At 50.1% G+C, this 13,083-nt stretch carries 16 protein-coding genes; 4 read left to right on the top strand and 12 right to left on the bottom strand.

What is annotated here, in order from left to right; genetic code table 11:
* The 3 genes from VIN66_RS04480 to VIN66_RS04470 form a co-directional block, all read left to right on the top strand.
* On the top strand, positions 1–675 hold a 675-nt coding region (locus tag VIN66_RS04480), incomplete at its 5' end, for a pyridoxal-dependent decarboxylase (protein WP_331922878.1).
* A gap of 68 nt (positions 676–743) precedes the next feature.
* Positions 744–1,382 (top strand): DUF2959 domain-containing protein, encoded by a 639-nt coding sequence (locus VIN66_RS04475; protein WP_331922877.1) that lies wholly within the window; start codon positions 744–746, stop codon positions 1,380–1,382.
* Positions 1,383–1,439: 57 nt separating this feature from the next.
* A complete protein-coding gene (locus tag VIN66_RS04470; RefSeq protein ID WP_331922876.1) occupies positions 1,440–1,664 on the top strand; it encodes a hypothetical protein in 225 nt (74 codons plus the stop codon).
* Positions 1,665–1,709: 45 nt separating this feature from the next.
* Here the strand turns inward: VIN66_RS04470 and VIN66_RS04465 are convergent, their stop codons facing one another.
* The 12 genes from VIN66_RS04465 to dksA form a co-directional block, all read right to left on the bottom strand.
* Entirely contained in the window at positions 1,710–1,889 is a 180-nt protein-coding gene (locus VIN66_RS04465) for a hypothetical protein (protein ID WP_331922875.1), read from the bottom strand.
* A 238-nt stretch (positions 1,890–2,127) separates the two neighbouring features.
* Complete coding sequence (gene frdD, locus VIN66_RS04460) at positions 2,128–2,505, bottom strand: fumarate reductase subunit FrdD (protein ID WP_331922874.1); 378 nt, start codon at positions 2,503–2,505, stop codon at positions 2,128–2,130.
* On the bottom strand, positions 2,502–2,891 hold the full coding sequence (locus VIN66_RS04455; RefSeq protein WP_331922873.1) for a fumarate reductase subunit C: 390 nt from the start codon (positions 2,889–2,891) through the stop codon (positions 2,502–2,504). Before VIN66_RS04455 ends, frdD begins: the two co-directional genes overlap by 4 nt.
* A gap of 11 nt (positions 2,892–2,902) precedes the next feature.
* The gene (locus VIN66_RS04450) at positions 2,903–3,619 is read right to left on the bottom strand and encodes a succinate dehydrogenase/fumarate reductase iron-sulfur subunit (RefSeq protein WP_331922872.1); all 717 of its coding nucleotides are present in this window, start codon (positions 3,617–3,619) and stop codon (positions 2,903–2,905) included.
* Entirely contained in the window at positions 3,616–5,418 is a 1,803-nt protein-coding gene (gene frdA / locus VIN66_RS04445; RefSeq protein WP_331922871.1) for a fumarate reductase (quinol) flavoprotein subunit, read from the bottom strand. Before frdA ends, VIN66_RS04450 begins: the two co-directional genes overlap by 4 nt.
* A 9-nt stretch (positions 5,419–5,427) precedes the next feature.
* On the bottom strand, positions 5,428–6,330 hold the full coding sequence (locus VIN66_RS04440) for a prenyltransferase (protein WP_331922870.1): 903 nt from the start codon (positions 6,328–6,330) through the stop codon (positions 5,428–5,430).
* 75 nt (positions 6,331–6,405) lie between these two features.
* Positions 6,406–7,248, bottom strand: a complete 843-nt coding sequence (gene panC, locus VIN66_RS04435) for a pantoate--beta-alanine ligase (RefSeq protein ID WP_331922869.1) — start codon at positions 7,246–7,248, stop codon at positions 6,406–6,408.
* Between the two features lie 5 nt (positions 7,249–7,253).
* Complete coding sequence (gene panB, locus VIN66_RS04430; RefSeq protein ID WP_331922868.1) at positions 7,254–8,045, bottom strand: 3-methyl-2-oxobutanoate hydroxymethyltransferase; 792 nt, start codon at positions 8,043–8,045, stop codon at positions 7,254–7,256.
* A gap of 53 nt (positions 8,046–8,098) precedes the next feature.
* Positions 8,099–8,599, bottom strand: a complete 501-nt coding sequence (gene folK, locus VIN66_RS04425; protein ID WP_331922867.1) for a 2-amino-4-hydroxy-6-hydroxymethyldihydropteridine diphosphokinase — start codon at positions 8,597–8,599, stop codon at positions 8,099–8,101.
* Positions 8,599–10,059: a polynucleotide adenylyltransferase PcnB gene (gene pcnB, locus VIN66_RS04420; protein WP_331922866.1), complete on the bottom strand. Its 1,461-nt coding sequence runs from the start codon at positions 10,057–10,059 to the stop codon at positions 8,599–8,601. The genes folK and pcnB overlap by 1 nt, the downstream gene beginning before the upstream one ends.
* A 106-nt stretch (positions 10,060–10,165) precedes the next feature.
* On the bottom strand, positions 10,166–11,059 hold the full coding sequence (gene gluQRS, locus VIN66_RS04415; RefSeq protein ID WP_331922865.1) for a tRNA glutamyl-Q(34) synthetase GluQRS: 894 nt from the start codon (positions 11,057–11,059) through the stop codon (positions 10,166–10,168).
* Between the two features lies 1 nt (position 11,060).
* Positions 11,061–11,510 (bottom strand): RNA polymerase-binding protein DksA, encoded by a 450-nt coding sequence (gene dksA / locus VIN66_RS04410; RefSeq protein WP_331922864.1) that lies wholly within the window; start codon positions 11,508–11,510, stop codon positions 11,061–11,063.
* Between the two features lie 256 nt (positions 11,511–11,766).
* Between dksA and pepB the strand changes: the two genes are divergently transcribed.
* Positions 11,767–13,059 carry an aminopeptidase PepB gene (gene pepB, locus VIN66_RS04405; protein WP_331922863.1) on the top strand — a complete coding sequence of 431 codons (1,293 nt, stop codon included), beginning with the start codon at positions 11,767–11,769 and terminating at the stop codon, positions 13,057–13,059.
* The last annotated feature ends 24 nt before the right edge of the window (positions 13,060–13,083 follow it).

Here is a 13,083-nt window from a genome sequence, read left to right as displayed (position 1 = left end):
CTAAGTGGTATAGAGCGCGCCGACTCCGTTACTATCGATGCCCACAAACAAATGTATGTGCCTATGGGCGCGGGGATGGTGGTATTTAAACACCCATCAGCAGCGCATGTAATTGAACACCACGCCGAGTACATTCTGCGTAAAGGTTCAAAAGATTTAGGCAGCCAGACGCTGGAGGGATCACGCCCGGGTATGGCAATGCTGGTGCACGCATGTTTACAGGTTATCGGCCGTGACGGCTATGAAATTCTGATTAACCGCAGCCTGGAAAAAGCCCGCTATTTTGCCACGCTAATCGCCCACAATATCGATTTTGAGCTGATCACTGAACCAGAGCTGTGTTTACTGACATACCGCTACGTTCCAGCTCAGGTGCAAAAAGCGATGGCGGGTGCTGATGCTGAGCAACTGCAGCGTTTTAACGAATTGCTAAATGGCCTGACCAAGTTTATCCAGAAACGCCAGCGCGAAGAGGGTAAATCTTTCGTGTCCCGTACCCGCCTGACACCCGCACGCTACAACCGGCAGGAAACGATAGTATTCAGAGTCGTACTTGCTAACCCGCTGACAACAGAGCAAATTCTGCACGATGTATTGGTTGAGCAAGACCAGATAGCGCAACTGGATAAAGAGTTCTACCCCAAGTTGCTGCAACTGGCTAAAGATCTGATATAGAGTAGTTTGTCCTGCATGCTGTAACAGGCTATTATCGGTGCATACTGTAACAACAACGGCCTGTTTTTATGCGTAATCTCCTGTTTACCCTGCCTTTACTGCTGGCATTAACCGCTTGTCAAAGCGCTTACTATTCGGCAATGGAGAAAGTTGGCGTACATAAACGTGACATTCTTGTTGACCGGGTAGAAGAAGCCCAGCAATCGCAACAGGATGCCCAGCAGCAGTTTAAGTCGGCACTGGAGCAGTTTAGCAGCCTGATCAAATTTGACGGCGGCGATTTACAGCGTATGTACGAAGCGACTGATAGCGAATATCAGGCTTGTAGCAAAGCCGCTGAAGATGTTAGCGCCCGCATTGATAGCATTGAGGCTGTGGCTGATGCGTTGTTTGATGAGTGGGAGGATGAGCTGGAGCAATACAGTAATGCTAAGCTACAGCAAGACAGCACCAAAAAGCTTGCCGAAACCAAACGGCAATATGCCAGCCTGCTAAAAACGATGCGCCGGGCAGAGCAGACGATGCAACCTGTGTTGTCATCACTTAAAGATAATGCTCTGTATTTAAAACATAACCTTAATGCCAAAGCGATAGGGGCGTTAAAAGGGGAGTTTAATTCCGTGCAGAAAGACATTAACCTTCTTATCGCCGAAATGAATAAAGCTATTGCACAGTCAGAGCAGTTTGTTGCAACGTTAAAGCAGTAAATAACGTGCTTACAATACTGACAATTAATTCTAAGAAATATTAATGGAGGAAAGCTTATGGCAGGTCAGGGCTCAGGGGGCAATGTTATTGCCGCTTTGTGTAATGTGTTTATTCCGGGCTTAGGGCAACTGGTGCAGGGCCGTATCTTAGCTGCGATTCTATTTTTCGTGGTGTGTGCCGCAGGTTATGCCATGTGGTTTTTGGTAGTGCCGGCAATCGTTGCCGCCATCGCACATTTGTGGGCTATTATCGATGCGGCTAAATTCAGAGCCGGTGTTTAGTTAACTGGGTGGCTCGCCACCCATACTCTTTCTCACGATAATTCTTTAACGCAATTCTGTACTGGCGGATAACGCTGCATTAAGTTCTGCCTGAGCAGCTAATTCTGCCTGAGACAATATTGCAGTTTGCGGCAGTTCTTGCTGATGCACTTTATTACGAAATTCGTTGGCCAGTACCAGATTGGCGCTGAGTAGTAACAAGGCAGTGATAAAGATTTTTTTCATTTTCCGTCTCCGGCTTTTCTTGCAATCTTGTTATAGCAATTGCAGATGCCGTGCCAGAATTTAAAAAGCAATAAAATACAGTAAGCTACTCTTGTTTGTCGCGGTATTAGGCGAAATAGCCAAGGGTGATTGTCGCAAATCGGCGTCACTTAACACGAGTTAAGTGTTTTGTTATTATAAATCAATTAGATAATATGTTGCCGATTGGCGACAGGCTGAGATAAAACGGCGGCAGCTTTTAATCAGCTAATATCAGATGGAAGGTTAAATACACTGCCAGCACACTCAGAGCAGCTGCTGTACCATAACACAATAGCTTAGTTACACTGGAGTAACTAAGCTTTAGATCATGTAAACCATGGTGAATGCGATGTGCTGCATGAAACAGCGGTAAACAGATTACCGCACAGGTAAAAACCAATCCGGTTAAACCGTAGCCGCTTTGCAATAATGCCAGCAGTTGAGCGTATTGCTGTAAAGGCGAATTAAGCAGTCCGAGCGGCCAGAGGATTCCCAGTAGCAGGATTAACCCTGGTAGAAATACTGCAAAACATACACCGCCTGCGCTAAAGAGTGCCCACCAGATAGGTTCTTCTGAGCGTTTGGGGGTGTTCATAACCAGCCCCCGAATAGCATCAGCAAGCCTGCTGCGACCAGCAGTGTTGCCAGCCATTGCCCAACGATCATCAGCTTGGCTGGCGCCAGCGGCATTACCCGCGGGAACAATGCAAAAAAAGTTTTGGCATGGAATAAACTTGCAGCAAAGGCCAGCAGATTAAGCGCTATTACCCAACGTTGCTGCATAAACAACTGAAAACTCGCCCAGTGCGCAGAGCTTTGTGCCAGGCAATACAGGCCATACAGTAAACAGCCGATAAAAAACAGTAGCGGTAGCACAGTGGCTTCGCGCAGCATATAAAACCGGTAATAGTTATGTTTCAGCCACCAGTTGCGGTTAAGCTTTGGCTGATAAGGTTTACGCGCTGAAACGGGCGTACTCATAGCCGGGGTCCTCAAGGTTTAAACATACTGATAATAAAATCTTTGGCCGATTCAACTTTGGCTTGATTCACAGCTGCCGCAGGGTCGAGCTGCTTGGGGCAAACATCTGAGCAAAAACCGACAAAGGTGCAGCCCCAGGCACCGTTTTTACCATTTAATTGTGGCATACGCGTAGCTCTGCCGTTGTCGCGGCTATCAAGATTATAGCGCTGTGCCAGCATAATGGCCGCAGGGCCCAGAAAGTCCGGGTTTAAACCAAACTGCGGGCAAGCTGAATAGCAAAGACCGCAATTAATACAATCAGAAAACTTCTGATACTTTGCCAGTTGCGCCGGTGTTTGGTTATGTAGTGCTGTGCCACTGTAACCATTAATCAGATAGGGTTTGATGGCTGATAAGTGCGCCAGAAATTGTGCCATATCGACAATCAGGTCTTTTTCAACAGCAAAGTGTGCCAACGGTTCGATAATGATGTCTGAGTGGTAGTCACGCAAAAAAGTTTTGCAGCCCAGTTTGGGGATGCCATTAATCATTACACCGCACGAGCCGCAAATGGCCATCCGGCAGGACCAGCGCAGACTCAGAGTAGGGTCCAGCTGTTGCTGAATATCCAATAGCGCATCGAGCACTGAAGTAGTTTGATCGCCAGCTACAGTAAAACGCTGCTGTCGTGGCTCGCTGTCATGCTCAGGATCATAGCGCTGCACTAACAGTTGATAATCCGTCATGGCTGTGCTCCTTGTGCACGATCTGCACTATTATCTGCAGTGGCATTATCACTACTGTAGCTGCGCTGAGCCGGCGGTAGGCTACTGATCTTTACGGCTTGCCAACTAAGCTGAGGTAAACTGTTTGCCCTATAAGACAGCTGAGAATGGCATAGGAATTCGGCGTCGTTGCGCGCTGTCATCCCTTCGTCTAACCGTTGATGCGCACCACGTGACTCGGTGCGTGCCATGGCTGCGCTGCAAATGGCTTGCGCGACATCCAGGCTAAAACCCAATTCCAGATATTGCACCAGCTCAACATTAAATACCTTGCTGCGGTCGGTAACTTTCAACTGCTGATAACGCTGTTGTAGAGCTTGTAATTGTTGCTGACAGTGCTGCAGGCCTTGACTTGTGCGGTAAATACCGCAGCCTTGCTCCATTGCTAGGGTCATATCCTGTCTTAACTTTGCTACTGAATCAGAGGCATTAGTCCCAAAACGACGGTTAAGCCAGCGCTGCGACATTTCGCGTTGTACACTGAGCGCTTTGCTGTCAACTGGCGGGCATTGGCTGGCATAGCGTGCTGCCTGCTCACCTGCAACGCGGCCAAATACCAGCAACTCAGATAATGAATTGGAGCCGAGCCGGTTTGCGCCATGCAGGCCAACCGACGCGCATTCGCCCACAGCATATAAACCTGGCAGCGTGGTTTGGCAATTGATATCGGTAGCAATACCCCCCATGGTGTAATGCACGGCCGGACGGATTGGAATGGCCGACGTTGCGGGGTCAATATTGACATAGGCTTTTGCCAGCTCGCAGATAAACGGCAGACGCTGGAGCAAATGCGCTCGGCTTATGTGGCGTAAATCCAGATACACCACAGCATGACCGTTATAATCGCCACAGCGTCCCGCTTGCAGTTCGTGCCAGAATGCCTGTGATAGTTTATCCCGCGGCCCCAGCTCCATTTGCTTATTTTTTGGCTGACCTAACGGTGTTTCCGGCCCCAGACCATAGTCTTGCAAATACCGTTTGCCGTGTTTGTTCAGTAATACTGCACCTTCGCCGCGGCAAGCTTCGGTAATTAAAATGCCGCTGCCTGGCAAACCGGTGGGGTGATATTGTACAAACTCCATATCGCGCAGCTGCACGCCGTGGCGATAGGCCAGGGCCATGCCATCACCGGTAACGATGCCTCCATTAGTATTGTAATGAAAAACCCGTCCGGCACCGCCGGTAGCAAAAATGACACTTTTAGCCTGAACTTGCACCAGTTCACCGCTATTGAGCGCCAGCGCTATTATACCTACTACCTGATCGCCCTGCCGTAACAAATCCAGCACAAAGAATTCATCCAGCCGCTTAATGGCAGGGTATTTCAGGCTGGTTTGAAATAAGGTATGCAAAATATGAAAGCCAGTTTTGTCGGCGGCAAACCACGTGCGTTCGGTTTTCATGCCACCAAAACGGCGCACGGTAACATTGCCGTCCTGTCGGCGACTCCAGGGACAGCCCCAATGCTCCAGCTGTACGAGTTCCCGGTATGCCTGCTTAACAAAAAACTCTACCACCGGTTGGTCTGCCAGCCAGTCACCGCCGCTAACAGTATCCTCAAAATGTGCAGCAGTGCTGTCGCTACTTAAGGTTACTGCCGCAGCACCGCCCTCGGCAGCCACAGTGTGCGAGCGCATTGGGTATACTTTTGACAGCACAGTAATACTTAGCCCAGGTGCAGCTTCAGCTGCAGCAATGGCAGCGCGTAAACCGGCACCTCCGCCACCGACTATCACAATGTCCGTTACTATTTGCTGCATCAGTTGTCCTTATGCATTAAGCGGTGCTGCCCAGAGTAAGCCCAGAGCTAACAGCAACGTCAAGCTGTGTACTAACGCTACGTTAAGCGCTAAATAAGGCGTTAGCTTCGAGGGGGTATCTGCGTTGCGGAAAATACTGGGCAACAGTTTAGCTGCCAAAGGCAGTGTTAGCAGCGCGAGTAAACAGTGCGGTGGCAGTAAACCGGTTGTTACCGCTATCGGCAGCAACAAATAGCTGAGCAGTAGTAGTAGCGAAAACACGACAGCACTGCGCCGGCGACCAATTACAATAGGATAATGCCGCCGGCCCACTTGACGATCGGCATCGACATCGGGAAACTGATTCAGCAGTAACAGATTACTGACCAGGCAGGTTATCACTGCTGCCAGCACCGCAGCACCGCTACTAAGTTCGGCGCTAAAGACCCAGCTTGCACCAAGCGTCATAAAAAAACCAAAACCGACACCCGGCGCCAGCAGACACAGTAATGGCGAGCGATTGATATATTGGGTGTAGGCGTAGATAAGCAGTACGCCGGGGATACCAACTAACAGCAGGGACCAGCCTAACTGTATGGTTAAATATAAACCGGAAATTATCACTAGCAGCAGACAACTGCAGGCCAGCACTAATGCAGCAGAAGCCGCAGACGGTTGGCTGATCAGGCTACCACTGCCACCGCTGAAAGGGGTTTTATTAGTAAGAAAATCTAAGCCGGATTTAAAATCAAAGTATTCATTGAAAGCATTGACACTGATGTGTGCTGCCAGTGCCATCAGCAGTACCAGGCTAAATAAACCGGCAGAAAAAGCACCATGGCGGTACCAGCTGAAACTGGCAGCCAATGTAATGCAAATTACTGTTAATGTAAGAAAATTTAGCCTGGCTACGCCGAGTAACGCTTTGAGCATGTTGTGCCTTCCCTTTGCCAATAAGGCTAGAGTATAGGCACATAACGTGACAGGTATTGATCTGCTACAGGTTTTTTACACTTCGAGGTTGTCTATCAAACGGGTTGTTCCCAGCCAGGCTGCTGCCAGAATGACTTTATCCTGCTCTGCTTTAGTGGCCAGCGTTAAATCGTGCCGGTCTGAAATATCTATATAGTCTGGTATAAAGCCAGCTTGTGTCAGTTGTTGTTTAGTTTCAAGTTCCAGTGCCCGGTAATCGTGATTGCCGGCCACAATGGCGTTACGCAGCTGCTGCAGAAGCCGGTAAAGTTGCGGTGCTGTCGCTCGTTGCTCTGCGTTTAAATAACCATTGCGTGAACTCAGCGCCAGACCATCGCTGGCACGTTCTGTCGGCACACCAACAATCTCAATCGGTAAGGATAAGTCGGTCACCATCTGGCGGATTATCGCCAGCTGCTGGTAGTCTTTCTGGCCAAAACAGGCAACATCAGGCTGTACCAGATTAAACAGTTTACAAACAATCGTCGACACGCCTCTGAAGTGCCCGGCACGGCTGGCGCCACAATGCAGATCGCCAAGTTTGGGGACTTCAACAAAGGTTTGAACGTCCAGACCGCGTGGATACATCATTTCGGGTGTCGGGGTAAACACGGCGTCCGTACCATGTTGCTTCAAACCGGCGCAATCTGCTTCCAGCGTGCGGGGGTAGCTGGCTAAATCTTCGTTCTTGCCAAACTGCATCGGGTTGACAAAAATACTGACTATCACTTTGTCGGCGCGTGTTTTAGCTACATCGACCAGTTGCAGGTGACCATTGTGCAAGTTGCCCATAGTAGGCACAAAGGCAATGCGCTGGCCGTTTTGACGCCAGCTACTAATTTGCTGGCGAAGTGTGTCGATACTGGAAATTAAGTTCATCGGTATTAAAAGCTATGTTCGTTAGCTGGGAAAGTCAGGCTTTTTACTTCGCTGACATAGGCCGCTATGGCACTTCTGATCTCGCCGGTTTGCGCCAGATAGTTCTTCGAAAACTTAGGAATATAGCCGCTGCTGATCCCTAACAAATCATGCATGACTAACACCTGACCGTCGGTGACATTACCGGCGCCAATACCAATTACAGGAATCGTCAGTGCTTCTGTTATGCGTTTTGCCAGTGAAGTAGGAATACATTCCAGCACTAACAGCTGTGCGCCGGCCGCTTGCAGCGCCTGAGCCTGCTCAACCATGGCATCGGCAGCAGCGTCAGTTTTGCCCTGAACTTTATAGCCACCAAAAATATGTACTGACTGTGGCGTCAGACCAAGATGGCCACAAACAGGCACGCCACGTTCTGTCAGGGCTTTCACGGTGGGTAGCAGAAAATCTCCGCCTTCCAGTTTCACCATATTGGCACCGGCCTGCATCAGCGGTACCACATTGTTTAGCGCCTGTTCCAGCGTGCCGTAACTCATAAATGGCATATCGGCAATCACAAAAGCATCCGGTGCGCCGGCACGGACAGCACGGGTATGGTAGGCGATATCGCTGACGGTGACCGGTAATGTATCGTCATGGCCTTGTAGTACCATACCGAGAGAATCGCCGATTAATAGAACCTCAACACCTTGCTCGGCAAATAATTTAGCGAAACTGGCATCATAAGCTGTCAGCATGCTGATTTTATTTCCCTGTTGTTTCATTTTCTGTAATACGGCAGTGGTGATCTTAGCCATTTTAATCTCATCCGACCATTAACGCAGGTGGCGCAAGATGGCACAAAGTGCCGTCAGCTGCAACTGCCTGCAAGTTTTTGCAAGCCATTTAGAGGAACTTGCGCAAGTAAAGAAGATAGTACAGCCCCGTCGGGCAACTGTAGTTGCGGTGCAATTTCATAAAGTGGATACAGAACAAACTCGCGCTGGCGCATACCATAGTGCGGTACTGTCAGACGCTGGCTATTAATAACCTGGCTGCCATACAACAAAATATCCAGATCCAGAGTGCGTGGGCCCCAGCGTTCAGCTTTACGCTGCCGGCCATGTGTTTGCTCAATATGTTGCAGGGCGTCCAGCAGTGCTTCGGCTTCAAGCGCAGTATCCAGTGCGGCGACGGCGTTGACGTAGTCGGGCTGATCCTGTGGCCCCATCGGTTTAGAACCGTATAAGGAAGACACTGCTATCAGCTCAGAGTCCGGTAGCTGCTGCAGCGCCTCAATAGCCTGCTGCAGTTGTTGTACCGGTTGGTTCAGGTTGGCCCCCAGGCCAATATAGACTCGCGCTTTAGCCATTATTCTGCCGTGCGTTTACGTTTATAGCTGCGCCGGCGCCGTGGGCCTTTGTCTACGCCTTCTTTGCCTAGCTGGCTAATCAGCGCCAGGCGGCCGCTTTCATCAGCAAACTGAAAGCGTTCCCACCATACAGCCAGCTCCGTTAAACTGTTGTCGTCAGTTTGGGCCTGAGCGCGCAACTGCAGGAAATCGAAGGCACCGCGAAACTTTGGCTGCTCTAACAGTTTAAACGCCCGGCGGCCGGCGCGCTTAGTCAGCCGGCTTTGTAAGGCCCAGATATCACGCATCGACAGCGTAAAACGCTTAGGAATAGCAATAGTGCGGGTAACGTCATCCAGCACTTCTGTCATCGCAATGTTCATCGCATCTATTTCACTTAAACCGTCAGTCACCAGTGCCTGACTGCGAAGCTCTACCGGATACCAGAGTAAAGCCGCAAAGATAAACGCCGGGGTTACCGGTTTATCTGCATCAACTCTGGCATCAGTATCCTGCAGGGCTTTGGTTGCCAGCTGAAACGCTTTGCCTTCAGGCTCTTGCTTTAGCAGCTTATCCAGTTGCGGTAGTAGCTGCTTTAATACGCGCATGTCGCGCATCAGCATAAAGTTATCAAAGGCTTTGCCGGCAAGCAGCAGTTTAATTAACTCATCAAACAGCCTGGGCGCCGGAATATTTTTCAACAGTACCGCCAGCTGTGGTATTGGTTCAGCAGTGGGCGGGGCTATATGCATATTAAGTTTGGTGGCAAAGCGGATGGCGCGCAAAATACGCACCGGATCTTCACGGTAGCGTGTTTCCGGATCACCAATCAGTTCTATTTTTCGCTCAGCTATCGCCTGGGTGCCGTTGGCAAAATCGTATACAGCAAAGTCATTCACCGAGTAATACAGCGCGTTAATGGTAAAGTCGCGCCGTTCAGCATCTTCTTCGATCGTGCCGTATACGTTATCTCGTAGAATCTGGCCATGGTCACTTAAGCTGGCTGTTTTTAGCTTGGGCGCAGTATCGGCTTCGTCATCAGCACCACTGTGGTGGCCGCGGAAAGTGGCAACTTCAATAATCTCGCGACCAAACACAACATGGGCCAGGCGAAAGCGGCGGCCGATCAGCCGGCAATTGCGAAACACCTGCTTAACCTGCTCCGGGTGGGCGTTGGTCACCACATCAAAATCTTTCGGTTTCAGACCCAGCAATAAATCACGGATACAGCCACCAACCAGATAAGCATCAAAACCAGCATCTTTGAGGCGATACAGTACTTTTAATGCATTTGGGCTGATGTCTTTGCGCGAAATAGCATGTTGGTCACGGCTTAAACGTTGTACTGCAGGTAGCAAACTGGCAGATGGAGCCTGACGCGGCGCACGCTGAACGTTGCCGGCAACAGCATTCTGATGAGACTTTACAGTTTTACCTGTTTTGGCCTTACCGCCAAAGGTGCGGCGGCAAAAATCTAACACTCGCGAAATAATGATAATTCTCCTGCACAATGCTGCTGAGCGCAGCACAAAAAAAACGGCTAATAATACCGCAGCTGCAATTAAAAAAGAATGAAACCAACCGGGCTTATTGAAATTCTGTACTGTTTATTTCAAGCTGGGGCGGTACCTTTGCCAGTTGCCAGTGCGTGATAGCCCAGCTAAGCAACTCATCAACTGTTAGCCGGTATAATTCAGGCGGTGGTTGCTGGCCAAGAAATCGCAGCGCCTGATACAGTGCTTCGGTGACCGGCCATTCGCTAACAGCTGTGGCATGGTTTTGTTTACTCAGTTTAAAGCCCGGCTCTGTCACTGCCAAAGGCAGGTGGCCATATGCCGGAGGCCTGGCACCGAGCAGGTTACATAATGCCTGTTGCCGGGGTGTCATCTCTAGTAAGTCGACGCCACGTATCACTTCTGTTACCGCCTGCTCAATATCATCAACCACGACGACCAGCTGATAAGCAAATAAACCATCGCGTCGCTTGATGATATAGTCTTCATTAGCCAACGCAGCGGGCACGGTCTGATGACCAAATACCAGATCGGAAAATTCAGCTTTCACACCACAGCTACGCAGGCGCCAGGCCAGAGTACCCGATTGTTTGTTTAGCGTGGCGCAATGGTTGTCATAGATGCCACCAAGCTCACTCACCCGCTTACGGTTGCAATCGCAGCCATATAGCAGGTTCTGGCGCTGCAAATGGTCAAATATCTGCTGGTAGCGTTCCAGGCGCTGGCTTTGATACAACACTTCTGCGTCCCAGCCTAAACCAAACTTTTCCAGCGTGCGTAAGATGTCGCTGTCGGCGCCTTTTACCATGCGGGGGCTGTCTATATCCTCCATCCGAACCAGCCAGCGGCCTTGTTGGCTTTTAGCCTGCAGATAACTGCCCAGAGCGGCAATGAGAGAACCGAAGTGAAGCGGGCCGGAGGGCGAGGGCGCAAACCGGCCGGTGTAAGCGGGGGAGAGTATGGGCATACTAGCCGCCCAGCTGCTTTTCCTTTATTTCAGCCAGGGTTTTACAGTCGATACACTGATCGGCTGTCGGTCTGGCTTCCAGACGCTTAATACCAATTTCGATGCCACAGGTATCACAGTAGCCGAAATCTTCGTCTTCAATTTTTTGCAGTGTTTTTTCAATTTTTTTCAGTAGCTTGCGTTCACGGTCACGGGCACGCAGTTCTAAACTGAACTCTTCTTCCTGAGCAGCACGGTCGACCGGATCAGGGAAGTTTGCGGCTTCATCAGCCATATGATTTTTTGTGCGATCGACTTCTTCACGCAGCTGTTGACGCCAGGCGTCGAGAATGCGGCGGAAATGTTCCAGTTGCTTCGGGTTCATATACTCTTCCCCGACAGCTTCCTGATATGGCGCTACGCCTGCAAGGGCGAGTAAGCCCAGCGTTTTGGTAGTATTGCCCTCTGGCATAATCATCTCCTGTATAATGCCAAGCAAAAAAATGTGGCGGCTATAGATAGCAGAATATTGCTGGCATCGCAATCAGATTTAAAAGACGCGGAAGTATACAGATTGCTTGCAGCAACGTCATCTTTTTTCATCTGGCTAACATCACTTAGTGTTGGCCGTGTTGCAGCGGCATAATAACGTAGCGGTGTTTTGTCGCGAAAACCTTGTGGTACACTCAGTGCTATTCCGCTAACAGACAGTGATGAAAGGGCAGATTATGTCAGATGTTGTGCAGATCACGCTGCGGCAAGGTAGTGCTGCAGAAAAGTGGGGTAAAGCCTTATTTACTCCGGTAAACGATGGCTTTCAGATCCATTTGAATAATCAGGACTCTCTGCGCAATGTGCAAAAGGCCGGCCGCAGTTTAGACAGTTTTGGCTTAACCGAGGTTACATTAACCGGTGAGCTGTGGACTCAAGAGCTGCAATGGGCATTTTATCAGGGCTTTTGTTCTGCAAAGAAAAGCGGCACTGTGCATTTTTGCGGTGACGATAGCACTAAGATGCAGCTTGAGTACTTAGCCCGCTGCTTTAGCTGGGCTAAAAAAGTGACTAACCAGTCGCCGGATGATTTATACCCTGAACAATTAGCGAAATCTGCACTGGCCTTTATTGAAAGCGTTGCGGCTAAAGGCACAGTACGTAGCGAGATTTTGCTGGACCAGCAATTGCTTGATGCAGGCTGGAATGGTCTGCACGCCGTTGGCCGTGGTAGCGCCAGAAAGCCGGCTATGCTGGTATTGGACTACAACCCAACAGGTGATGCTTCTGCCGCTGTCAGCGCTGCTCTGGTTGGCAAGGGTATTACATTTGACAGTGGTGGCTATTCGATTAAAGCCACCGAAAGCATGTTGACGATGAAATGTGATATGGGCGGCGCAGCGACTGTCACTGCGGCTTTAGCACTGGCTATCCTGCAAGGGCTGAATAAGCGGGTACGGCTGGTTTTATGTTGCGCTGAAAACCTGATCAGCAGTAATGCATATAAACTCGGCGATATTATCACCTACAAAAATGGTACTACAGTCGAGATTGTAAATACCGATGCTGAAGGGCGCCTGGTGTTGGCCGATGGTTTAATGTGTGCCGCAGAAAGTGGTGCAGGGCTGATTATCGATGCTGCGACCCTCACCGGTGCTGCTGTTACTGCGGTAGGCAGTGAGTACACAGCGCTATTTGCATTGGATAAAGCTCTGGCACAAAAGGCGCTGTCTTATGCTGAAACCGTGCAGGAGCCTACCTGGCAATTGCCGCTCGAATTATGGCATCAACAGCAATGCCCGTCAGCCTACGCTGACACGGCGAACAGCCGGCCGGTGAAAGGTGGTGGGGCGGGTGGCGCCAGCAATGCCGCCGGCTTTTTAAGCCGCTTTGTGCCTAATGAGGGCAAGGGCTGGTTGCATTTTGATTTAGCGGCTGCTTTTAATAATACCAATAATGCTTACTGGGCCGCCGGGGCAACCGGACAGGGGATCCGTACTATCAGCGCTACTTTACTGGCAGAGGCCTGAGTTGGCAGTAGCATGCCGGTTAAA

This window comes from Rheinheimera sp. (assembly GCF_036568245.1).
In the GTDB taxonomy this organism is placed as follows: Bacteria; Pseudomonadota; Gammaproteobacteria; order Enterobacterales; family Alteromonadaceae; genus Alishewanella.
The sequence above is the reverse complement of the archived record's forward strand: the minus strand, read 5'-3'. Positions and strand labels throughout refer to the sequence as shown.